The sequence below is a fragment of the Nitrospira sp. genome, assembly GCA_030653545.1.
GTDB lineage: Bacteria > Nitrospirota > Nitrospiria > Nitrospirales > Nitrospiraceae > Nitrospira_D.
The window spans coordinates 205047-227623 of record JAURZE010000005.1 but is presented as its reverse complement, the minus strand read 5'-3'; the positions used below and the strand labels follow the sequence as shown (position 1 = coordinate 227623).

At 59.3% G+C, this 22577-nt stretch carries 20 protein-coding genes; 13 read left to right on the top strand and 7 right to left on the bottom strand.

The window, feature by feature from the left end; all coding sequences use genetic code 11:
* Positions 1-30 precede the first annotated feature (30 nt).
* Genes Q7U39_01475 through Q7U39_01460 form a run of 4 tightly spaced genes read left to right on the top strand, consistent with a single transcriptional unit; the run spans position 31 to position 5015 of the window.
* The gene (locus Q7U39_01475) at positions 31-585 is read left to right on the top strand and encodes an HPF/RaiA family ribosome-associated protein (GenBank protein MDO9116602.1); all 555 of its coding nucleotides are present in this window, start codon (positions 31-33) and stop codon (positions 583-585) included.
* A complete protein-coding gene (locus Q7U39_01470; GenBank protein ID MDO9116601.1) occupies positions 586-3009 on the top strand; it encodes an AAA family ATPase in 2424 nt (807 codons plus the stop codon).
* Positions 3010-3057: 48 nt separating this feature from the next.
* The gene (locus Q7U39_01465; GenBank protein MDO9116600.1) at positions 3058-3681 is read left to right on the top strand and encodes an isochorismatase family protein; all 624 of its coding nucleotides are present in this window, start codon (positions 3058-3060) and stop codon (positions 3679-3681) included.
* The gene (locus tag Q7U39_01460) at positions 3678-5015 is read left to right on the top strand and encodes a nicotinate phosphoribosyltransferase (protein ID MDO9116599.1); all 1338 of its coding nucleotides are present in this window, start codon (positions 3678-3680) and stop codon (positions 5013-5015) included. Before Q7U39_01465 ends, Q7U39_01460 begins: the two co-directional genes overlap by 4 nt.
* 25 nt (positions 5016-5040) lie before the next feature.
* On the opposite strand, the gene Q7U39_01455 is transcribed toward Q7U39_01460, so the two are convergent.
* The 5 genes from Q7U39_01455 to Q7U39_01435 all read right to left on the bottom strand — a co-directional run bounded on the left by Q7U39_01455 (position 5041) and on the right by Q7U39_01435 (position 7829).
* Positions 5041-5838, bottom strand: coding sequence for a L,D-transpeptidase (locus tag Q7U39_01455; protein ID MDO9116598.1), 798 nt, complete (start codon positions 5836-5838; stop codon positions 5041-5043).
* An 80-nt stretch (positions 5839-5918) separates the two neighbouring features.
* Positions 5919-6257 carry a hypothetical protein gene (locus Q7U39_01450; protein MDO9116597.1) on the bottom strand — a complete coding sequence of 113 codons (339 nt, stop codon included), beginning with the start codon at positions 6255-6257 and terminating at the stop codon, positions 5919-5921.
* Between the two features lie 83 nt (positions 6258-6340).
* Positions 6341-6775, bottom strand: a complete 435-nt coding sequence (locus Q7U39_01445; GenBank protein ID MDO9116596.1) for a CBS domain-containing protein — start codon at positions 6773-6775, stop codon at positions 6341-6343.
* Positions 6776-6785: 10 nt separating this feature from the next.
* Positions 6786-7250 (bottom strand): CBS domain-containing protein, encoded by a 465-nt coding sequence (locus Q7U39_01440; GenBank protein ID MDO9116595.1) that lies wholly within the window; start codon positions 7248-7250, stop codon positions 6786-6788.
* Positions 7251-7307: 57 nt separating this feature from the next.
* Complete coding sequence (locus Q7U39_01435; protein MDO9116594.1) at positions 7308-7829, bottom strand: hypothetical protein; 522 nt, start codon at positions 7827-7829, stop codon at positions 7308-7310.
* A gap of 331 nt (positions 7830-8160) precedes the next feature.
* Here Q7U39_01435 and Q7U39_01430 point away from each other — a divergent pair, with 331 nt between their 5' ends.
* From Q7U39_01430 to Q7U39_01390, 9 genes are all read left to right on the top strand, one after another.
* Entirely contained in the window at positions 8161-9066 is a 906-nt protein-coding gene (locus Q7U39_01430) for a universal stress protein (protein ID MDO9116593.1), read from the top strand.
* Positions 9059-11866, top strand: coding sequence for a cation-transporting P-type ATPase (locus Q7U39_01425; GenBank protein MDO9116592.1), 2808 nt, complete (start codon positions 9059-9061; stop codon positions 11864-11866). The genes Q7U39_01430 and Q7U39_01425 overlap by 8 nt, the downstream gene beginning before the upstream one ends.
* Positions 11863-13188, top strand: coding sequence for an efflux RND transporter periplasmic adaptor subunit (locus Q7U39_01420; protein MDO9116591.1), 1326 nt, complete (start codon positions 11863-11865; stop codon positions 13186-13188). The genes Q7U39_01425 and Q7U39_01420 overlap by 4 nt, the downstream gene beginning before the upstream one ends.
* 6 nt (positions 13189-13194) lie before the next feature.
* Complete coding sequence (locus Q7U39_01415; protein MDO9116590.1) at positions 13195-14427, top strand: ABC transporter permease; 1233 nt, start codon at positions 13195-13197, stop codon at positions 14425-14427.
* Between the two features lie 15 nt (positions 14428-14442).
* A complete protein-coding gene (gene mgtA, locus Q7U39_01410; protein ID MDO9116589.1) occupies positions 14443-16965 on the top strand; it encodes a magnesium-translocating P-type ATPase in 2523 nt (840 codons plus the stop codon).
* Positions 16966-17313: 348 nt separating this feature from the next.
* On the top strand, positions 17314-18489 hold the full coding sequence (locus tag Q7U39_01405) for a glycosyltransferase family 4 protein (GenBank protein ID MDO9116588.1): 1176 nt from the start codon (positions 17314-17316) through the stop codon (positions 18487-18489).
* Between the two features lie 52 nt (positions 18490-18541).
* Positions 18542-19165 (top strand): cupin domain-containing protein, encoded by a 624-nt coding sequence (locus tag Q7U39_01400; GenBank protein ID MDO9116587.1) that lies wholly within the window; start codon positions 18542-18544, stop codon positions 19163-19165.
* A gap of 138 nt (positions 19166-19303) precedes the next feature.
* Positions 19304-19678 carry a TraR/DksA C4-type zinc finger protein gene (locus Q7U39_01395; GenBank protein MDO9116586.1) on the top strand — a complete coding sequence of 125 codons (375 nt, stop codon included), beginning with the start codon at positions 19304-19306 and terminating at the stop codon, positions 19676-19678.
* Between the two features lie 30 nt (positions 19679-19708).
* Positions 19709-20761, top strand: a complete 1053-nt coding sequence (locus Q7U39_01390; protein ID MDO9116585.1) for a class I SAM-dependent methyltransferase — start codon at positions 19709-19711, stop codon at positions 20759-20761.
* Positions 20762-20941: 180 nt separating this feature from the next.
* On the opposite strand, the gene Q7U39_01385 is transcribed toward Q7U39_01390, so the two are convergent.
* Both Q7U39_01385 and Q7U39_01380 read right to left on the bottom strand, forming a co-directional pair.
* Positions 20942-21220 carry a hypothetical protein gene (locus Q7U39_01385; GenBank protein ID MDO9116584.1) on the bottom strand — a complete coding sequence of 93 codons (279 nt, stop codon included), beginning with the start codon at positions 21218-21220 and terminating at the stop codon, positions 20942-20944.
* An 86-nt stretch (positions 21221-21306) separates the two neighbouring features.
* On the bottom strand, positions 21307-22560 hold the full coding sequence (locus Q7U39_01380; GenBank protein ID MDO9116583.1) for a sodium:proton antiporter: 1254 nt from the start codon (positions 22558-22560) through the stop codon (positions 21307-21309).
* Between the last annotated feature and the right edge of the window lie 17 nt (positions 22561-22577).

Sequence of the window (22577 nt, the reverse complement as noted above, 5' to 3'; positions counted from 1 at the left end):
AGTTAAAACTGAAGAAAAGGAGGGCACCAGATGGACTTAGAAATCCAAAGCCGAAATGTCGAGATGACGCCACGCTGGAAGACCGAAATCGAAGCCCGCATGGAGGATCTCCGTCGGGGGCATGACGACCTCACCCATGGCCGCGTGACTCTGACAAAGAACCGCCATCACAAGAAACAAGACCACGTCGCGGAGGCGCTCGTGGTTGTCACAATCCCAGACCGCCATACCTTGACCGCTCGCAAGGAAGATAAGACGTTCGAAGAAGCCATCCGGAGCGCCTTTGAAGCTGTGACGATTGAACTGCGGAAGTTTCGTGAGAAGCGCGCAGAGACCGACGTGCGCCTTCCACCTGTTCCACCCAATCGTGGAGTGATCTGCAAGCTCTTCCCGAAGGAAGGCTATGGGTTCATCCTCCAGGAGGGCGGGGGGGAAGTGTATTTTCATGCGAATGCACTTCACAGCCTCACGTTTGAGCAGCTCGAAGACGGAACAGACGTGGTGTTCGGGGTGGAGCAAGGCAAGAAAGGCCCCCAGGCCACAACCGTACAGCCACCTCCGGTGGTCGCAACGAAAGTAGTGTAGATGAGCACGGACAAATTTAGAGTTCCCGTTTCGATGTTGTCGCCCACAGTCGATCCCGCACAGTTAGGGTTCGAAGACACGAGCGAACTCGAACCGCTCACCGATATTATCGGCCAGGAGCGGGCGGTCGAAGCGCTGGAGTTCGGTCTCTCGATGAAGAGCCCGGGGTTCAACCTGTACGTCTCCGGCCCGGTCGGCACAGGGAAAGCCACCCTGGTCCGTCAGATGGTGACACGGCTGGCCCGGACAGCCCAGGCTCCTTCCGACTGGTGCTACGTCAACAATTTTCAGGACCCCTCACGGCCGGTCGGTCTTTCCTTTCCCGCCGGGCAAGGCGGTGCCTTCAAACGGGACATGGCCACGTTCATCGAGAGCTTGCGGCGCGACATCCCTGCCGCGTTCGAAAGCAAGAAGTACCTCGACGGCAAAGCCAAGCTGCATGACGAAACTGAAGCCAAGAAGAAAACGCTGTTCCAAGAGCTCACCAAGTTGAGTCTCGCCCGCGGGTTCGGGTTCGACGAAACGCCGGCGGGATTCGGACTCGTGCCGCTCAAAGACGGACATCCCATGACCGACGAAGCCATGGAGGCCATGACCGAACCAGAACAACGGGACCTCACCGAACGCCGGCTCGCCCTCGAAGGCGAGATCCGTGACTTTCATGTGCGTCTCCACGGCCTCGATAAAGAAATGGAGCACCAGCTCCGCCACCTCGATCACCAGGTGGTGACCAACGTGCTCGAAGGCCGGTATGAGGCGTTACTGCGGTCCTACCAAGATCTACCGGCCGTCTCCGCCTATCTCGAGCGTGTGAAAGACAACGTCATCCACCATTACAAAGAATTTCTTCCCCATGAAGGACCGGCATTACCCATTCCTGGCCTGGAACTCCGTCGGCCTGACATGACCCGCTATCTCGTGAATCTCATCGTCGAGCATGACTCGACCGGCGGCGCGCCCGTCATCGACGAATCGCACCCGACTTACACCAACCTGATCGGCAAAATCGAACGCCGCGCACATATGGGCGTCATGTACACGGACTTCACTGAAATCCGTGCCGGCGCCGTCCTCCAAGCCAACGGCGGCTACCTGATCGTGAATGCGCTGGACATGTTGCATCAACCATTTTCCTGGGACGCGCTGAAGCGAGTCATCAAAACGGCTGAAGTGAAAATCGAAGACCCCGGCGAATTCTATGGTTTCTCCACCGCCGGCCTCCGGCCGCAAGCCATCCCCGTCACGGTGAAAATCATCATGGTCGGGCCGCCCATGATCTACTACCTGCTCCAAGCCTACGAAGAGGACTTTGCCAAGCTCTTTAAAGTGAAGGCGGACTTCGATACGGAAGTGGTCCGAAGCGAACGGCAGGATCGCCAGTACGCCCGCTTCATCGCAAAACTCTGCCGCGAAGAAGGGCTGCCGCACTTTGGCGCCGATGCGGTCGCCGAAGTGATTCGGCAAGGCTTCCGCTTTGCCGATCGGCACGACCGCCTGTCACTGCGATTCAGCCTCGTGAGCGACCTCATCCGCGAGGCCGGCTACTGGGCCAGGAAAGAAGGTCATTCGTTTGTGACGCGCGGAGATGTGGACGCGGCCATCGCGCACAAGCGCCACCGGTCGAATCTGGCCGAACATTGGATCCAGGACGAAATCAAAGAAGGTACCCTGATGGTCGATCTCGACGGCGAGAGCGTCGGCCAGGTGAATGGTCTCTCCGTCCATGAACTCGGCGACTACGCGTTCGGCCGCCCCACCCGCATCACGGCGCGCACGTATGTCGGCACCAAAGGCGTCATCGACGTGCAGCGAGAAGCGGAGTTGGCCGGCAATATCCATAGCAAAGGGGTCATGACCATCGCCGGTTACCTGGCAGGAAAGTTTGCCGGGCTACATCCCTTCGCCATGAGCGCGTCCTTGACCTTCGAACAAACCTACTCCGAGATTGAAGGAGACAGCGCCGCTGTCGCCGAGTTGACCGCAATTTTGTCCAGCCTAGCCGATCTGCCGATCCGGCAATATCTTGCCGTCACCGGATCCGTCAACCAATTGGGCGAAGTCCAGCCTATCGGCGGCGTCAACGAGAAAATCGAAGGGTTTCTTGAATCCTGTTCACGGCGTGGACTGACCGGCAAACAGGGCGTGATCATTCCGGCGCGTAATACGAACCATCTCGCCCTTCGTCGCGATGTGGTCGAAGCGGTGGAATCGGGACAGTTCACCGTCTACGCGGTGAACACGCTGGAAGAAGCCATTGAATTGCTCACCGGCGTGACGGCCGGAGAACGCGGTATCGACGGGGAATATCCTCCCGACACGGTGTTTGGCCGTGCCGCTCAACGCCTCGCCGAAATGGCGCAGGCCGTCGCGGAGTGGGGTGAGGGCGAAGAACATCCCGGCGGACGGATCATCATGGAACCGTGAGCGAACCGAGACTCCACTGGCCTGACCGCCTGCTTAGCGGGAATACCCATGACGCTGCTCTCGACCCATCCGGCAACTCCATCGTCTAACCATGTCGTCCTCGCGCCGGGCGATGCGCTGCTGGTCGTGGACCTGCAGAATGATTTTCTTCCCGGCGGCGCACTCGGAATTGCCGGAGGCGACGGGCTTCTGCCGGTTCTGCGCCACTATTGCGACCGTTTCGTGACACGCCGTCTCCCAATCATTTTCTCGCGCGATTGGCACCCGCCGCGCCATTGTTCGTTCAGAGAACAAGGCGGCCCCTGGCCCGTGCACTGCGTGGCAGATACGCCCGGCTCGCTGACACCCACGCAGTTCCCAATCCCATCGACCGTCGAGACGATTTACAAAGCCACCAAACCGGACAAAGACGTCTACTCGGTCTTCGAAGACACACCCCTGCATGAACTGCTGCAGCGCGATCATGTACGGCGTATTTTCATCGGCGGCCTGGCCACCGACTATTGCGTGCTCTACAGCGTCAGAGACGCGCGCAGACTCGGCTACGAGACCTGCCTCCTGCTCGACGGCATCGCCGCCGTCAATCGTCAACCGGGCGACGGTCAGCGGGCGATCGACGAAATGATCCGCAGCGGCGCTGTCCCCATCCGGTTGGAACAGCTCACACAATGAATCCATCCGACCACGCACTCCTGACGGACCTGTACCAGTTGACGATGGCCCAAGCCTATCTGGAGCAGGGCATGGAGGAACCGGCCGTCTTCGAATTTTTTGTCCGCCGCCTGCCGCCCCATCGCAATTTCCTCATGGCTGCCGGACTCCCGCAGGCCGTGGACTATCTTTCTCGCCTACGCTTCACCTCCGACGACATCGCCTGGCTCGCACAGACCGGCCGATTCTCGCCGACGCTCCTGCGCTATTTGGAAGGACTCCGCTTTTCGGGATCGGTCGAAGCAATGGCGGAAGGCACCATCTTTTTCCCCAACGAGCCGATCTTACGCATCGTCGCCCCCATGCCGCAGGCCCAACTGGTCGAAACGCGCATCATGAATCTACTGAACTTCCAGACCATGATCGCCTCGAAGGCCGCGCGATCCGTCTTGATCGCCGAAGGCAAGCCGCTCATCGACTTTGGACTTCGCCGCGCACACGGGGCCGAAGCCGGTCTCTATGCCGCGCGCGCCAGCTATCTTGCCGGATTCGCCGGTACTGCGACCGTGCTGGCCGGCAGAGCCTTCGGCATCCCGATTTTCGGCACGATGGCCCATTCGTTCGTCCAAGCCCACGAGGACGAATCCGAGTCCTTCACCCACTTCGCGCAGGCCCAGCCGGAGAATGTCGTACTGCTGATCGACACCTACGACACCGAAGCCGCTGCGCACAAGGTCGTGGCGCTCGCGCCCTCGCTACTCGCCAAAGCCATCTCCGTGAAAGGTATTCGGCTAGATAGCGGCGATCTTGCCGAGCATGCCAGGAACGTCAGAAAGATTCTCGACGAGGGAGGCTTACCGCATGCAACGATCCTCGTCAGCGGCAATCTGGATGAATACCGGTTGCGAGCGTTGATTCACAGCCGCGCACCGATCGACAGTTTCGCCGTCGGCACGGCGATGACGACCTCGACGGATGCGCCTTCACTGGACTGCGCTTACAAACTTCAGGAATACGCCGGCCGGCCTTGCCGCAAACGGTCCGAAGGCAAAGCCACCTGGCCGGGACGCAAACAGGTCTATCGCGAACGCACCGCCGACGGGCAATGGGCCTACGATCTGCTGACGACGAGTACGGATCGACAGGAAGGACAAGGCCTCCTCCAACCGGTCATGCGCGACGGCCAGCTCATCGCGCCGCTTCCCTCTCTCACTGACAGCCGCGCCCATGCCGCTGACCAACTAGCCCAGCTCCCGCTTTCGCTGCAGGCGCTCGAACCCGCCGCTTCCTACGAAGTACGGGTCTCTGATTCGCTGAAAGCTATGACCGAATCGGTCGATCGCCGGGCGCACTAACCAAGGAACAGACCGGCCTCGGTCGTCATCGCCGCTCACGCTTCGGCGCCTCGCCGATGATCTGAAGCCTGGGACCTTGGGCGAGCAGAATCACCGCGTCGTCTTGCACTTCGCCTCCTAACACCCACTCGAAGAGTCGCTTCGCATCGTTCAACTCCGGGTCTTTCGGAATTCCGTACTGTTCCTTCTGCATCGGTTCATCATAGAGCCCGATACAGCCATGTGAAGCCGGATAGCCCGGCAAATCCCGCCCGTGAATCCAATAGGACACGCCTGCCCGATTCACAAAGAAACGCAACGCATAGTTCATGGGATAGGGCCGGTCCGTTCCTTCGACCGTATAGAGACAGGACCGATGCACGCGATGGGCTGCGGTGATCCGGAAATCGCCGAGCGGTGTTTCGTTGCCTCCGTTCCCGGAAGCAATCGGGAGCGCAAACCGTAAGGCGCCGTATTCATAGGCCCCGAGAAATTGCTCCGAAAGATCGATGAGGATGAACCGATCCTCCTGCTCGGCGGGCGGATACAACAGCGGGAGCGGCGAGAAGGAGTCCAAATCGTCAAGCCGCTTCGGGACTTTGAGCGAGGCGCCGGAACGCGCATGACGCCGATCAATCCGGTTGAACCGTGCGACTTCGACCCAGCGCTCCCCGAACAGCTTTTCAAGCGATTCACCGGGCCGCATAGTCCAACAGTTCCACTCGATAGTCGCATCGCTGGGATAGGCGATCTGACAGGGGCTGGGATGTTTCTTGGACGGCTCCGAAAAGGCGATGGAAGGAAACAGGGCAATCAGCAGCACCGCGAAGTGAATGAAACTCACATCCCCATTGCAATCTCTTGCTCGTCGTTTACAGAAGATGTGAAACAGTGACATCGCCGGGATACGCTTCTCTGGCTGTGCTACGGCACCGTCTTCCACGCCGCCCCATCCCACACATAGGTTTGCCGCGAAGGATCGCTCTCGATTCGCTGCAGGAGAACAAACCGGCATCCGCTCTGTTTATAGAACTGTTCCGCCTTGTGCCCCATCAGCATCGCGAGATGCGGGTCAGGGCTCTCTCCGGAAACAGTCACCGGCACGAAGATCTGCCCTTCCGATCCGCGAAACACCTCCGTGACATCGACACGGGGTTTAGATTCATACGGCTCCTCCTGAATCGCCACCATGAAACGCTGAAGCGCCGCCAGCTCATGCTGATCCAACTCGGCCCGGAGACGGTGATTGTGATCGATCGTCATAGAGTACTCCTTAACCTGCACGGTCTAACTGCGCTCACACTGACTGCCCGGCAACGCCGCTGCCGGTCGGTTTCAGCAGCCGACTAAGACCAATACTGGGACGCCTGCGTATACCCGAACAGCAGATCCCGTCGCGCCAGAATGCCGACCAGTTTGCCGTTCCGCACGACGGGCACTCGCGTGAGATACCGGTCTTGGAACAGATCGGCCACTTGCACGAGAGTCTGGTCTTCCGTCACCGTCACCGGATAGGCCGACATGATCTCGGTCGCCAGAACCTTGCGCAGATCCCGCCCTTCGATCATCACCTGCAAGAGATCGTATTCACTCACCACGCCCACCAGCGTCCCATCCTCCTCCACCACGGGCAGACTCCCGAAACTCCGATGGGTCATCATGTGGGTCAAGGTCAGGGCGTCCGTCCGCGACGTGCAACGCGTGACCGCGTCCTGCATCAACTGACCGACGGTCAAGGTCTTCGGATCGCAGGCTTTCATGAAAAATTCTGTTTGTCGCATCGCAGCTCCCTCACTTTTTGCGGGTTGACTTCGACCCCAAATAGGTTCGCAAGATATCGCGCCGGGCAATGATGCCGATGAGCCGGTCCTTCGCATCCACGACCGGCACGCGGACAAGATCGCTGGCCCGCAGGACATGCACCAGGGTTCCCAGCGTCGTTTCTGGCCGGACTGAATAGGGATTGCCCGTCATGACATCAGCCGCCGTCAGCTCCCCCAGTGCATGCCCATCGTCCATCGCGGCAAGCAGGTCATGCTCACTTACGATTCCAATCAGCTTTCTCGCACCATCCACCACCGGGACCGCGCCAAACCCTTCGATCATGAGGGACGCGATCACATCACCCTTCGTCTTCACGCGGGCGGACTGTACCCGCTTTTCCATCACCGGCTTCACCAGCATTGAAGCAAAGTCCGGTACTTTCGGAAGTCTTGCCGGCTTCTTTGCCGGCTTCTTGTTCATCGTCTTCGGCATGACATCACGCTCCTTCTTTGGTTATATTGCACAGACATTACCAACCGACGGGGTCATTTATTCGGCCGGCAACGCTCCGGCAAGACCGCGATCCTCCGACCATCGGAGATGCATCGTTTTCTGTTTCCCCGCTACAACTGTAATCCCCTTTAGTTCCTGCTTCCGGTCACGATGGATCGCCGTGACGTTATAGCTACCCGGCGCCAAATCAACGAAGAGCCAAGGCCCCTCCACCTGTTCTTGAGGGATCGTTACGGCGGCTCCCCCTTTGACCGGTTGGATCGTCACGGAGACCCCGGAGAGGAACGGTTTCCCTCCTGCCGTAAAAACGAGCTTCAACGAAAATGGCGGGTACTGGGCCGCCCGCTCTTCAAGGCCAATACCGGCACTGAAGTACCGAACGTCGCCGACCCGGTGAAGAGGCAGCAAGTCGACCGTCGTTCTGCCTTCAATCTGATGACTCAACTCGACAAACTCACTTGAAGCCCCGATCCGTGCCACCGCGCCGCCATCGGCCAGCCCCACTCCCCCGCTGAAGACTGCTGAAAACCCGATCATCCACACAAGACTTCGTTTCATATGTCCTCCTTTTGGCTCACTCCTTCACTCACGCAATGACAATGCCATAACGCGCCATCGTTCGGACTCAGGATTTCCACACAGGAACGCGCATTCTCCATTCAACTCGTCCTCCTCCCGGGAAGACTGAGGCCAATCACCACAGTAACCATTTCGACTCTGCTGCAAAAAGCCGCAGTCGCCTGCCCAATCGAAACGTCCATGGCCTTCAAGCCCAGGAAACGATGCAAATTCGCCATCGTCATCGCCGGACTCCACGGGCATATCCAATGCAGATTAGATACCTGACATGTTCGCGGTCGCTGAAGTTTTTTAGAAGAAGGAGTCTCGCATGCGCATTATATGTGCGGTCGATGGGTCAGAGTATGCTCAGTGGGGAGTCCAGGCACTCCAAGCGCTCGCCGGACGGGAACCTGAGCATGTCGTGCTCTTGCATGTTGTCGATCCTTCGTCGCTCCAAGCAAACAAACGAAAGAATCCGGTCGCCGCGAACCGCGCCCTCGCTGCCTTAGACAAAGCCGGAAAACTTCTCTTGCGTGAAGCGGAACGGTCAGCACGGGTCGCCCTCAGCCAAGCAGGCACCGGCCCTCGCACACAATTCCAGACCATCCTCGCGCACGGTCCCATGGCCAAGACGATCGCCAAACAAGCCAAACGATTAAAGGCGGATCTTATCCTGATGGGGTCTCGAGGATTAAGCGACATCAAAGCCTTTCTGCTGGGAAGCACCTCGCGGCAAGTGGCGGCCGTCGCCCCCTGTTCACTCTTGGTGGTTAAACAGCCCCTCACTAGGTTCAGCCACGTGACGCTCGCAGTGGATGACTCGAAACCCTCACGGGCTGCAGCCCGCTTTCTTCGAACCCGCATTCTCCCGGACTCCGCGACGGTGTCGATTCTGACTTCCGCCGAAAGCCCGGTGACAGACCTCGCCGCCCGCTATCTCTCCGAATCGCAAGTGGCGTCTCTGACTCAACCGGTCATGGATCGCGCCAACAGCCTCGTCAATGGTTTGCGGGACGACTTTATCAAGGACGGATACCCGGCGGTGCCCCACGTGCGGATGAATCATGTGATCGACACCATCGTCAAACACGTGGAGGCCGAACACGATGATCTCCTGGTATTCGGCTCTCGTGAACTGACCAAGACCGAGCGACTGCATCTCGGCAGCGTATCCGAAACCCTTCTGCGCCACGCGCCTTGTTCGGTCCTCCTCGTGCGAGGCACACGTGCCTGAGTTCCGGTACCACGATATTGGAACCCTCGCCATCGACGAGGTGCTGAAGCGGCTTGAGACCGCCACCGGCGGTCTTTCGCTGGAAGAGGCCCGGCAACGGCTTGTCCAATTCGGCGCCAATCGGCTCACGGAACCCGACCGGTACCAGACCCTGCGAGGACTCACCCGCCACTTCACCCACTTCCTCGCTCTATTGCTCTGGATCGCTGCCGGCCTCGCATTCGCCGCCGACTTCATGAAACCCGGCGAGGGCATGGCCACCCTGGGCTGGGCCATCCTCGGTGTCATCGTCATCAATGCTGTGTTCGCCTTCTTTCAAGAGTACAAAGCCGAGCGCGCCGTGCAGGCACTCCATCGCCTGCTGCCAGAGAAGGCCTGGGTCATGCGAGGAGGACAACCGCTTGAACGTCCTCGCAGTGACATCGTGCCGGGCGACATCCTCATCCTGGAGGAAGGGGAACGAATCCCGGCAGATGCGCGCTTGATCGAAGCCACCGGCATGCGAGTGGACAACGCCGCCCTGACCGGTGAATCGAACCCGAAGCGACGGATTGCCGAATCTACTAAGGATGGCCATTGGCTCGACCTCTCGAACATCGTCTTCGCCGGCACCACCATCCTCTCCGGCCATGGGCGCGCGGTCGTGTTTGCGGTCGGCATGCGCACAGAATTCGGCAAGATCGCCAATCTCACGACCTCGGTCGCCATCGGCCTCAGCCCGCTGCAAAAAGAAATTATTACTGTCACCCGCATCGTCGCTGCCATTTCTCTGGCCATGGGAGCGGCCTTCTTTGTGATCGGAATGGGCACCGGACTCGGGTTCTGGATCAGCGCGATTTTCGGCATCGGCATCATCGTGGCGAACGTGCCCGAAGGTCTCCTGCCGACAGTCACCCTCGCCCTGGCCATGAGCAGCCAACGGATGGCGAAGCGCAACGCCCTGATCAAGCATCTATCCTCCGTCGAAACGCTCGGCTGCACGACTGTCATCTGCACCGACAAGACCGGCACGCTGACGGAAAATCGGATGAAGGTGGATCGGTTCTGCACCGACGGGCTCGTGATCGAATCGCGCGAGGGATGCCTCTTCACCAGAGGCCGCTTGATCACGACGGCGGACGCCGAACAGTGGCAACCCCTATTCGACGCCCTCGTCAATTGCCACAACGCCAAGCGGGTCCGGCAATCGGACGGACGGTTCGTCGTGACGGGCGATCCGACGGAAGTCGCGCTCCTGGAATTTGCCATTCAACATGGGCTGGCTCACCGTCCCCCGTTGCGCCGCATGGGAGAACTGGCCTTCGATGCCGATCGCAAACGGATGAGCACCCTGCACTGGTCGGAAGGCCGTCTCGTAGCTTTTACCAAGGGCGCCCCGGAAGCCGTGCTCACGCTCTGTACAACGGCATTGGTTCATGGCGAGGCCATCTCCATGACACCGGACGAACGGGCGCGGATCCTGAATCAAAGCCGGACGTTCGCCGAACAGGCATACCGCGTGCTCGCCGTGGCGATGCGCGAAGTCGCCCATCAGCCCGAACAAATCGAAGTGGAGACCATCGAGGAGAATCTGACGTTTCTCGGACTCGTCGCCATGATGGATCCGCCGCACCGTGAGGTCCCCGAGGCGATCCTCAAATGCCGCAAAGCCGGCGTGCGTGTCGTTATGATTACGGGCGATCATCCCCTCACCGCTCTGGCGATTGCCCGCAAGATCGGCCTGGCGCCGGAACAGGCACCGCAACAACCGACCGGCTTTGTCCCGGTGATCGAAGGCACACAGCTCGACGGCATGAGCGATGACGTGCTTCGCCAACTACTGACCCCGTCGCGATCGGGAGAGCCGGATCCGGTGTTTGCCCGTATGGCGCCGCGCCATAAGATGCGCATCGTCGCCACGCTCAAAGATATGGGTCACGTGGTGGCCGTCACCGGCGATGGCGTCAACGATGCGCCGGCCCTTAAGAAAGCCGACATCGGAGTGGCCATGGGCATCGCCGGGACAGACGTCGCCAAGGAAACCGCGGATATCATTTTACTCGACGACAACTTCGCCACGATCGTCGGTGCGATCGAAGAAGGCCGGGCGGTCTATGAAAACATTCGCAAATTCACCAGCTATATCCTGGCCAGCAACGTCCCTGAAATTGTGCCGTTCCTGGGCTATGGCTTCTTCGGTATCCCGCTGGCCCTCACGATCCCGCAAGTATTGGCGGTCGATCTCGGCACCGACATGATTCCGGCACTGGGTCTCGGCACCGAACGCCCGGTGGCCGACGTCATGGATATTCCCCCGCGCCCGAGATCCGAACGGCTCCTGAATCTCCCGCTCCTCCTGCGCGCCTACCTGTTTCTCGGTCTGATCGAAGCCATCGTGGCGATGAGTGGATTCTTTCTCTACCTCACGAGCCAGGGATGGACCTGGGGCACTCATCTGGATTGGTCTTCACCCCTCTATAAGGAGGCCACGACTGTGACCTTCGCCGGAATCGTCTTCGCCCAGGTGGCGAATGTGTTTGCCTGCCGGTCTAATCGACTCAGCGCCGCCAGGAGCAGCTGGGGCAGCAACCCCCTCATCCTCTGGGGGATTGCCATCGAGCTGTTACTACTTGCGGTGATTACCTATACACCGATCGGGAATGACATCTTTGGCACCGGCCCTGTGCCGGCCTGGATCTTCGGGCCGCTCACGCTGGGCGCTCTCATGCTGCTATTGGCGGAGGAAGCTCGTAAGATCATCGCGAACAGGCTGCATCATCGTGCGCCGACTGACCTGGTACAGAAAGCGAGTGCATCATGACCGACGACCCGAATGAACCGATCCAGCCTATCCCCGTCAGCGAAATCGTCCCCAGTCCGGCGGCCTGGCCTCCCTCCGATCCGGCACGGGAACACGACCGTCCGCGCCCCATCACCGTGATTCCCCTCCCGCAGAGGCGAACCAGATCGGGGCGCCCCTGGTTGCTCGGCGGCATGGCCTCACTGCTCCTGATCGGCACAGGCATCTGGTACTGGTTCAATGGCGGTCCCCCTCCGATTCAGTATAAGACAGCCCTCGTCGACCGGGGCCCTATCACCTCCCTCGTCACCGCAACCGGCACGGTCAATCCTGTGGTGTCCGTCCTGGTCGGCAGTCAGGTGTCCGGCAAAATCGCGAAGCTCTTTGTAGATTTCAACGCCGTGGTGAAACAAGGCCAACCTCTCGCTCAGATCGATCCACTCCCCTTCCAATCACGCGTCAACCAGGCCCGTGCCGCCGTGAAAAGCGCCGCCGGCAACCTGGCCAAGGCCACGAACATGGGAGCCCAGCGAAAGCGAGAGCGCGGCCGGATGGCCACTCTCCGGAAACAGGCCTTCGTCTCGCAGGCGGACCTCGATCTGGCCGAAACAAACTATCGCGACGCCGAAGCCAATGTGCAGGTGATGCAGGCGCAGCTGGACCAGGCGCAAGCGACGCTCGCCTCCGCCGAGTTGGATCTCGGCTATACCACCATCTACTCGCCGGTCAACGGCATCGTGATCTCCCGCACCGTGGACATCGGTCAAACTGTTGCGGCCAGCTTCCAGACACCCACCCTCTTTGTCATCGCGCAGGACCTGATGAAGATGCAGGTGAACGCCAATGTCAGCGAGTCTGATATCGGCGGCGTGGTTGAGGGAAAGACCGCCAACTTTCGCGTGGATGCCTATCCGAAACACTTCTTCGATGGAACCGTCACACAAGTGCGGAATGCGCCGATCAGCGTGCAGAACGTGGTGACCTACGATGTCGTCATCACGGTCGACAATAAAGACCTGAAGCTCAAGCCGGGCATGACGGCCAACGTGACCATCATCACCGCGAAGAAAGAATCCCCGCTACGCGTGCCGAACGGCGCGCTACGGTTCCGGATGCCTAACATTCCGGTGGACAAGAAAGCGTCGCGGGTCTGGGTGTTTGATCTCGAGAGCAAAGCGCATCAGGCCGACGTCACCACCGGCATTGCGGACTCCCTGTTTACAGAAATCATTGAAGGGCCAGTGAAGGAAGGCGACCGGGTGATCCTCGGCATTGACACCCCCGAGGAACAGGCACAAAAGAAACTGCCGCCGGGGTTCGACTCCACTCCAAGGATGCGGTAACCGCCCATGTCCTTTCTCTGGCTCACCATGCTCTCCGCCCTGCGCATCCTGCGCCGGAATCCGCTGCGGGCGGGTCTGACCATGCTCGGCATCATTATCGGCATCGGCGCCGTGGTCGCCATGGTCAGCCTTGGACAAGGCGCCACGGCATCGGTCCAGGCGGAGATCTCCAGCCTGGGGACCAATGTCCTCATTATCATTCCCGGCGCCACCACTGTCGGCGGCGTACGCGGGGGCTTGGGGTCCATCTCCACACTTACCGTCGACGATGCCCAGGATATCGAAAAGAAGGTCACGAGCGTAACGATGGTGATGTACGCCACGCGCTCCGTGCTGCAAGTCATTCGGGAAAACAAGAATTGGAGCACGATCGTGCTCGGCACGACGCCGGAATTCCCTGACATTCGCAGCTGGCCGATCGCGCAGGGCAACTTTTTCACCCAATCAGACTTGGATGCAGCCTCGAAAGTCGCCATCCTCGGAAAAACCACGGCTCAAAACCTGTTTGAGTCCGGCGAAGAGGTCATCGGCAGCGAGATCCGTATCCGCAATGTCCTGCTCCGGGTCATCGGAATTCTCACTCCCAAAGGGCAATCGATTACGGGCCAGGATCAAGACGATCTTGTCGTCCTTCCCTTCACGACCGCGGAACGTAAAGTGCTCGGCACGCAGTTTCTCGGCACGGTCGGCATCATCCTCGTCGCGACGCACACCCGCCACGATATCCCGGCCGTAGTCGACGACATCAAAGATCTGCTGCGGGCGAAACATCACCTGCAATCGTCAGAGGAAGACGACTTCACGATCCGTACGATGGAAGACATTGCGAAGACGATTGCGGGCACCAGTCGCACCATGATGCTCATGCTGATGGGCATTGCATCGATCTCGCTCATCGTGGGAGGCATCGGCATTATGAATATTCTCCTGGTCTCAGTCACGGAACGAACCAGGGAAATCGGGCTGCGCATGGCCGTCGGCGCGAAGCGAATTCATATCCTGCTGCAATTTCTGATCGAGGCCATCATCATGACCACCATCGGTGGCATCCTCGGCGTCGGGGCCGGCATCGGCATCTCCCTGCTCCTGACAAAACTGATCGGCTGGCCGACGATTATTTCCATGCCGGCCGTGGCCGCCGCGTTTTTCTTTTCCCTCGTCGTCGGCATCTTTTTCGGCCTCTATCCGGCCAACAAAGCCTCAAAACTGAATCCCATCGAGGCACTCCATTATGAGTAGGTCCACGGCCACTTCATGAACGAGCAACTCCCTGCGTTCTGGAGTCTTCAGACTGATGAACTGCTCGACCGGCTGCAAACCAGACCGGAAGGGCTCCATCCCGACGAAGCACGGCAGCGCCAAATGCAGTATGCGTCTTCCAGACTGAAGCCCCGCCAAGATATTCGTCCCCTGTACGTCCTGCTCGCGCAATTTCGCAGTCCGATCATTCTCATTCTCTTGTTTGCCGCTACCATGTCGCTGTTTCTGGCCGATCGTACCGACGCGCTCATCATTCTCACGATTATCCTAGTCAGCGCCTTCCTGGGATTCTGGCAGGAGCACGGCGCCGCTAAAGCCGTCGCCTCGCTCCTCGCCCTCGTCCGCGTGACCGTCACGGTCTTGCGGGAGGGGAAGGCGCTCGACATTCCGCTCGATGAGGTCGTGCCAGGCGACATCATCACGCTGTCGGCCGGCTCGAGCATTCCCGGTGACGGAATCGTCCTGGAATCCAAAGACCTCTTCGTCGATGAAGCCACCCTAACAGGGGAAACCTATCCCGCGGAGAAATCGGCCTCGGTCGTGTCTGCCACGGCCTCCCTCAGCCAGCGGACCAACAGCCTTTTCATGGGCACCCACGTCGTCAGCGGACATGCGACCGCCGTCATCGTGCAGACCGGAAAGGACACAGATTTCGGCCGCATCGCCGGCCATGTGATGCTCCGCCCGCCGGAAACGGAGTTTGAACGGGGCGTCCGGCGCTTCGGCTATTTGCTGCTCGAAGTGACCCTCCTACTCGTCTTCACCATCTTCGCCATCAACGTCTATCTGCAACGGCCCGTCCTTGATTCATTCCTCTTTTCCATGGCGCTGGCCGTGGGCCTCACACCGCAGTTGCTCCCGGCGATCATCAGCGTCAACCTTTCCCACGGGGCCAAACGCATGGCCCAGCAGAAAGTGATCGTGAAACGCCTCCACTCGATTGAAAACTTCGGCGCCATGAACGTGCTCTGCTCCGACAAGACCGGCACGCTCACCGAAGGCACCATGCGCTTTCATGCAGCCTTGAATCTGGACGGTACTGCCAGCGAACGCGTCCTCTTCCACGGGGCCCTCAACGCCACGTTTGAGACCGGCTTTATCAACCCGCTCGATGAAGCGATCCGGACACAGTGTATTCGTGACCTGTCCGGATACACAAAACTGGACGAAGTCCCCTACGATTTCCTTCGCAAGCGCCTCTCAATTCTGGTGGCCTCGCCTATCACGCACCTCCTGATTACCAAAGGGGCCGTAGAGCCGATGCTGGCGGTCTGCACCCGCGCGGAATTGCCGGATGGGTCGACGGCCACCATGGAGACTCGCATAGATCAGATCCGACAGCAATTTGAGGAGATGAACCGACAGGGTCTCCGAACGCTGGGCCTGGCGATTCGTGACATGGGCGAGACATCCCACATCGGCAAGGAACAGGAAACGGAGATGACGTTTCTCGGCCTGATGGTCTTCGCCGATCCGGTGAAACCCGATATGGCACAAACCATCGCCTCGCTCCGCCGGCTGGGGGTCTCCCTCAAAATCATCACGGGCGATCACCATCTCGTGGCCGCCCACGTCAGTCAACAAGTCGGGATGGACCACCAGCGGCTCTTGACCGGACCGGATCTTCGCCTCATGACCGACGAAGCGCTGAGCAAGCGCGTGAATGATATCGATGTCTTTGCGGAAGTAGAGCCCAATCAGAAGGACCGCATCATCCTCGCGCTGAAGCGATCCGGCAACGTCGTGGGCTATATCGGCGACGGGATCAATGACGCCCCGGCGCTCCATTCGGCGGACGTCGGCATCTCCGTAGACAGCGCCGTGGACGTGGCGAAGGACGCGGCGGACATTGTACTCCTCGAAAAGAACTTGTCCGTGCTCATCCCGGGCGTCCGTGAGGGGCGGACCACTTTTGCAAACACGTTGAAATACGTCTTCATGGCCACCAGCGCAAACTTCGGCAACATGTTCAGCATGGCCGGCGCCTCGCTGTTTCTTCCGTTTCTCCCGCTGCTGCCGAAGCAAATCCTCCTCACGAATCTACTGACCGATATTCCTGAAATGACGATCGCCACCGATAGCGTCGACCCTGAACTGATCGACCGGCCGCGACGCTGGGATATCGCCTTCATCCGAAAATTCATGCTGACATTCGGACTCGTCAGCTCGGTCTTTGACTACCTGACGTTCGGCGCGCTGCTGTGGATTCTCGGTGCCTCACCGGAACAGTTTCGGACTGGCTGGTTTATCGAATCCGTCATTTCCGCCTCGGCCATCGTGCTCGTCATTCGAACCAGACGGCCGTTTTTCTCCAGCACACCGGGTCGCGCCCTCGCACTTGCCACGCTCGCGGTGGCGGCGACCACACTGTTGCTCCCCATACTCCCGATTGCCGCACCGCTAGGTTTGACGCCCATGCCGCTGTCATTCCTCTTTCTCCTCGCCGCCATCCTCGCCGGATACATCCTCACCACCGAGCTGGCTAAGAAATACTTCTACGCCAATGGACGAACCTGACGCCCTATAACAACGCGCCCCAGGAGTTCGAACCAGGGCGCCACAAGCGTCTCAACTTGTCACAGCAATTGTCTGGACCAGCCGCCAAGACAACCTTCCCTGCTGCGTAACACTCGTTCCCACTACAGCTTGGTTGTTAGGACGGGAGGAGACAACAGAAGGGTCTCTATGTAGGCAATGCACTTCATTCGACGCAACATCAACCATTCCGGCAACACCAATGCCCTCTCAGCCGTAGCCTCTCGAGAAACATAATAGAGACGGCACATATCATGTTTCCACACTAGACATGTGTCCAGTAATACTGCACACATGCCGATGCCAAGAGTGATTGAGGATACATCCACGGTGAGCCTCGCCGAGAGGACGGTCGGCATTGACGATGTTTTCGGACACACGCACAAGCCAGACATCCGCATGAAGATTGTGATGACAGAAGCAGCCGGCTCCGTCGGCGGGCAGGAATTAGCCGTCCTCTTGTACGCGGAAGGCCTGCGGTCCCGCGGGCACGACCTCGAGCTCGTCGTCCAGCCGGACGTACCCATTTACCAGATGGCTATAGAGCGGAAGATCTCCGTTCTGACCGTCCCGATGCGCCGGGAGAACTTCGGAGCCGCGTTTGTCGCCATCCATCGCATCCTTCGCCGGTTCAGGCCGGACATCGTGCATGTCAATAGCTCCCGCGATAGCTGGCTCGTGGCAGTGGCCGCGCGTCTGGTCCGTCCCAGACCCAAGATTGTGCGCAGCCGCCACATCTCCGTGCCACTGAACAGAAACCTGCTCACGCGCCTGCTCTATCGAACACTCTTCGACTTTGTGATTGTGACCGGCGGAGCACTCAATCGACAGGCCTTGATCGAGCGGGACGGACTTGATCCTGATCGCGTGGACGGATTTCCCATCGGCATCGACACCGCTCATTTTCGGCCAGGCCGACCCGCACAAGACCTGAAAAAGGAATTGGGCATACCGGGCGACCATCGCCTAATTGGAATCGTTTCCTATCTTCGCGCATACAAAGGACATCGGTACTTTGTCGAGGCGGCGGCCCAAGTCCTCTCAAAGGTCAAGAATGCGACGTTTGTAATCATTGGCGAGGGACCGGAGGAACTCAATCTCCGGACACAGATTGCAGAGTTGGGATTGACGGACCGGGTATTGTTGTTGGGGTATCGCGAGGACCAGGTCGAGGCCATGCGGTCACTCGACGTGTTCGTGCTGCCGTCGGTGGAGGCGGACACCATCCCGCAAGCGCTCATGCAGGCCTTAGCTGTCGGCTTGCCGGTGGTGTCTACCTCATTTGGCTCGATTCCAGATGTCGTCAAACATGGAGAGACGGGCCTGTTGGCGGTGCCGCGAGATGCCGCGTCCTTAGCGGAGCAGATCGTGGTCATGCTTCAGGACGATGCGCTCCGAGCACGGCTAGGGGCGAACGGCCGGCGGCTCATTGAAGACCACTATTCCTTGGACAGGATGCTCGCGCGACTCGAAACCGTATATCATCGAGTGCTTAAGCGTCGATGACCGGGCGGTTCAAGAGATTGGAGCGAACCCTGGAAAAAGAGGAGTCCGCCTGATGGCAAAAGGTGAACGCCAGGGGCGGGCACCTGGCAAGTCCCGGCGAAAAGCGCAAAAGCAGAATGAACAGGTGGAGCAATCCCTCGGGGAGGCGATTCGCCGGCTTCGAGACAATCAGCGCCTTTCCGTACGGACGCTGGCCCGCAACTGCGGATTTTCCGCCAGTTTCATTTCGCAAGTCGAGCTGAATCAGGCATCCCCATCGCTGTCTTCGTTGGAACGCATTGCCAACGGGCTGAGCACGACAATTGGTCAATTATTTGTCACGGCCGCTCCCACGGCGCCAGCCCCTATTAAGGCGTCCCACCGTCCCATGCTTCAGAGCAAGTGGTCTCTGGCACAGATTGAATCATTGAGCCATCCGAGCGTCAACAGCAAATTGGAGGCGCTCCTCATCACCTTGCATCCGGGCGGCAGCAGCGGCGGGCGCTTGCACATGCGCGACACGGAACTGCTTGCGATCGTCTTTAGCGGTACAGTTCGGCTTCAGGTCGGAGATACGACTCATGTGCTCCATCGAGGCGATGCCATCACGATTCCAGCTCACACGCTTCATCGCTGGGAGAACACCACAGCCAAGCCTGCACAATTGCTCAAGATTGTCTCCCGCGGGCACTCCTAGCGATCGAGGAAGCGGAAGGGACGACGGACCCTCGCGGCACAGAGAGGAAGGTCCAGGCAGACATGCCCTGACTTCCCTGTAGCTGCCTGAAATCAGTGTCACGCGGGAGGAGACCGAAACGGAAGAAATGGGGGGCCCATGACAGAATCTGACGCATGGACTGACCCTCAACGGGATGAATTACGCCGCGTCCTGGAAGGTCAGCGCCTGGAATTGGAGCAGCGCCGCTTCATGCTAAAGACGGAAGCCCAACCGGTGGGACTCGAGTTGCCTATCGGGCGACTCAGTCGCATGGATGCCATGCAGCAACAACAAATGGCGGCCGGTCAACAGCGCCGTCTCGATCTCGAATTCCAGCAGGTGCTGGCCGCCATCGAGCGGCTCGACCGGCAGCGGTATGGGTTCTGTCTGCGATGCCAGGAGCCCATTCCGTATGCGCGTCTGCTCGTCCGCCCAACGACGCCATTGTGTTACGGCTGCCAGGATGACGTGGAGTCCCGGAAACAATCATAGCAAGAGAGGCTTTGCTGAAAGGAACTGTCGATGTCTATATCCTGCGCCATCCCCTGTAATCTCTGCGACAGCCATAACGTGGCCCTGCTTTCGGAGAAAAGCCGGACCGGAAAGCCGCTGCGCACCGTGATCTGTACGGACTGTGGCCTCGTGTGGTCCGATCCACGCCCTCACGATGCGGACCAGTTCTATCGGGAGCACTATCGCGTCGTCTACAAAAGCGCCTACACGCCCCGCCTGAAACATGTCCTGCGTGGCGGCAAGGTGGCGTTGTCACGCCTGGCCAGGATTCGGTCTCTCCTGTCCAGCCAGAAAACCGTGCTCGATGTGGGCAGCGGAGGAGGCGAGTTCGCCTATCTGCTCGCATCGCTGGGCCATCGCGTGACCGGCATTGAGCCGAATCGAGGATATGCGGAATATGCCGTCACGCACTATGGGATAACGGCCCATATCGGCCTGGTCCAGGACAGTGCGCTCCCGCCAGGCACCTTCGATGTCATCACCATCTGGCATGTGCTGGAGCATCTCGAGGATCCGCGTGCCGTCTTGAAGAGACTCCACTCCTGGCTGAAACCGGACGGCGTACTGATTGTCGAGGTCCCCAATGTCGAAGCGACGTGCCAATCGCCGAAGAGCACATTTCATGAAGCGCATCTGTACAACTTTAACGTGGCGACGCTGCGCAAGCTGGCCACAATCACCGGATTCGATGAGACCTCCCATGCCTTGTCGAGTGATGGCGGAAACATCACGATGCTTCTCACGCGAAGCCACTCCCACCCCGATGCCCCGTATGAAGCCGCGATCCCTGGCAACTGCAAGCAAATTTCCGCGATTGTCCGCGAGCACCGCGCTTGGCGCCACGCCCTGACACTGACACCGTACCGTCGCACATACGAGCGGCTGCGCAGAGCCTTTACTGAGCGGCGGGAGACAGCCGGTGTTCTATGCCCCAAACATCTGCTCGATACCCTCTACCGCATCGCACCCACAACCTGTTCTTCAGAAGCGACTCTGCCCGCGAGCGGTTCACAAACACCTCGCGAGTCCAGAAGTTTCTCGCCGCAACAATCCCGGCAATGAAGACCCAACCGTGAGCTGAGGTAATGTGATCAAGCAGTGCGGGGCTAATCCAGTCACCGCTATCGAAGATCTACGTATGGTTGCCCTTGCCATGCGCCGTCTTGCCGACCTCTTTCAGTCACTCTTTCCCCGCATGTTCGACGGGGAATTGTGCCTCGCTCGCAAGACGAGAGCTGTGACCTATTGAATAAGCAGTGAGACCGAGCCATCATTTGCAATCTTGGCGATGAACGGTTTCGCGTGGCTCTTCAAAAAGCGGGTGATGCGAGGGAGTGTCTTCGCGAAGATCTGCGCCATTTCTTCGCCTTGCAGATCGCCTGATGTCAGGATAAAGGCCGCCACGCCCGCCTTCATGAGCGTTAGCCGTTCCATGTGTCGATATTGGGTTCGAATTCCACGGCCAAATGTTCCCGCAACGACGGTCACGACCGCACTCAGGACAAAGAAGACCCAAGCCATTACGTCCCCAACAGTCTGGGAATGAGGTATCCAAGGTCAGGAGATACGCTCCCGTATCCCGAGCCATAAAACCTCAGCGTGTTGCGTTACGAATGCGCTACCTCGCTCTTTGCGCTCACGCCGCTTCCCAACACTCGGTTGATTGTCAGACCTTGCACGAGAATCGAGAAGACCACCACGGCATAGGTGATGGTGACCACGGCGTCGCGCATCGGACCAACCGGCAACGACAGTGCCAAGGCCACCGAGATGCCTCCACGGAGTCCGCCCCAGGTCAAGATTGTGATCGTGCGGTCCGTGAAATCACGAACGAAACTGAAAGCTTTCACTTGCACGAAGACACTGAGCCAGCGCGCCGCGAGCACAATCGGGATCGCCACCAGGCCGGCCATGAGATAGGGCTGCTGGAAGCTCAGTACCAGCACTTCCAATCCGATCAGCACGAAGAGCACGGCATTCAAGAGTTCATCCAGCAATTCCCAAAAGTTGTCGAGATGCTCCCGCGTCTTCTCGGACATGGCCCACTGGCGACCCTGATTGCCGATGAGTAACCCCGCCACGACGACAGCGATCGGACCGGAAGTGTGCAGCAGATCTGCAAGAGCGAAACTCCCCATCACGAGAGCGAGCGTGATGAGAATCTCGACTTGATAATTGTCCACCGATCGGAGCATGCGATAGGCGATATAGCCGAGCGTCAGCCCGAGGGCTGCGCCACCGAGGGCTTCCTCGGCGAACAACGCCAGCACATCGGCCGGGCTAAACGAGGCTTTCGGCACAAGGTTCAACACAACCAGAAAGATCACCACGCCGACGCCGTCGTTGAAGAGCGACTCCCCGACGATCTTCATTTCAAGGGCCTTCGGGAGACGCGCCTGCCGCAACACGCCCATGACGGCAATGGGATCGGTCGGCGAAATGAGCGCACCGAACATCAGACAATAGAGAAAGGGGAGTGGCAGCCCGACGAGATCGAAGAGCCAGTACCCCAGCAGGCCGGTGATGAGACTCGAGAGGATCGTCCCGACGACCGCCATGGAACCGATCACCCACTTCAGGTCCAGCAATTCATCCAGCTTCACGTGGAGCGCCCCGGCGAACAACAGAAACCCCAGCATGCCGTGCATGAGCGCCTCGTTGAAGTCGATGGCGCCGATGAACCGTTGGGCTTCCGCTTCGACGCCAAACCCCAGCTTGCCCAGCACGAGCAACGCAAGCGAAAAGACCAGCGCCACCGCCATCAGCCCGATGGTAATCGGCAGCTTCAACAGCCGATGGTTGACGTAGCTGAACAACGCAGCCAGGCAGATCAGAATAGTCAGCGTATGAATTAACGGCACGGCATCTCTCCTTTGGC

What these genes read in the sequence shown, in the direction of transcription:
- Q7U39_01475 (MDO9116602.1), top strand. Translation starts at nt 31, where the DNA reads ATGGACTTAGAAATCCAAAGCCGAAATGTCGAGATGACGCCACGCTGG.
- Q7U39_01470 (MDO9116601.1), top strand. Translation starts at nt 586, where the DNA reads ATGAGCACGGACAAATTTAGAGTTCCCGTTTCGATGTTGTCGCCCACA.
- Q7U39_01465 (MDO9116600.1), top strand. Translation starts at nt 3,058, where the DNA reads ATGACGCTGCTCTCGACCCATCCGGCAACTCCATCGTCTAACCATGTC.
- Q7U39_01460 (MDO9116599.1), top strand. Translation starts at nt 3,678, where the DNA reads ATGAATCCATCCGACCACGCACTCCTGACGGACCTGTACCAGTTGACG.
- Q7U39_01450 (MDO9116597.1), bottom strand. Translation starts at nt 6,257, where the DNA reads ATGACGATCGATCACAATCACCGTCTCCGGGCCGAGTTGGATCAGCAT.
- Q7U39_01445 (MDO9116596.1), bottom strand. Translation starts at nt 6,775, where the DNA reads ATGCGACAAACAGAATTTTTCATGAAAGCCTGCGATCCGAAGACCTTG.
- Q7U39_01440 (MDO9116595.1), bottom strand. Translation starts at nt 7,250, where the DNA reads ATGCCGAAGACGATGAACAAGAAGCCGGCAAAGAAGCCGGCAAGACTT.
- Q7U39_01435 (MDO9116594.1), bottom strand. Translation starts at nt 7,829, where the DNA reads ATGAAACGAAGTCTTGTGTGGATGATCGGGTTTTCAGCAGTCTTCAGC.
- Q7U39_01430 (MDO9116593.1), top strand. Translation starts at nt 8,161, where the DNA reads ATGCGCATTATATGTGCGGTCGATGGGTCAGAGTATGCTCAGTGGGGA.
- Q7U39_01420 (MDO9116591.1), top strand. Translation starts at nt 11,863, where the DNA reads ATGACCGACGACCCGAATGAACCGATCCAGCCTATCCCCGTCAGCGAA.
- Q7U39_01415 (MDO9116590.1), top strand. Translation starts at nt 13,195, where the DNA reads ATGTCCTTTCTCTGGCTCACCATGCTCTCCGCCCTGCGCATCCTGCGC.
- mgtA (MDO9116589.1), top strand. Translation starts at nt 14,443, where the DNA reads ATGAACGAGCAACTCCCTGCGTTCTGGAGTCTTCAGACTGATGAACTG.
- Q7U39_01400 (MDO9116587.1), top strand. Translation starts at nt 18,542, where the DNA reads ATGGCAAAAGGTGAACGCCAGGGGCGGGCACCTGGCAAGTCCCGGCGA.
- Q7U39_01395 (MDO9116586.1), top strand. Translation starts at nt 19,304, where the DNA reads ATGACAGAATCTGACGCATGGACTGACCCTCAACGGGATGAATTACGC.
- Q7U39_01390 (MDO9116585.1), top strand. Translation starts at nt 19,709, where the DNA reads ATGTCTATATCCTGCGCCATCCCCTGTAATCTCTGCGACAGCCATAAC.
- Q7U39_01385 (MDO9116584.1), bottom strand. Translation starts at nt 21,220, where the DNA reads ATGGCTTGGGTCTTCTTTGTCCTGAGTGCGGTCGTGACCGTCGTTGCG.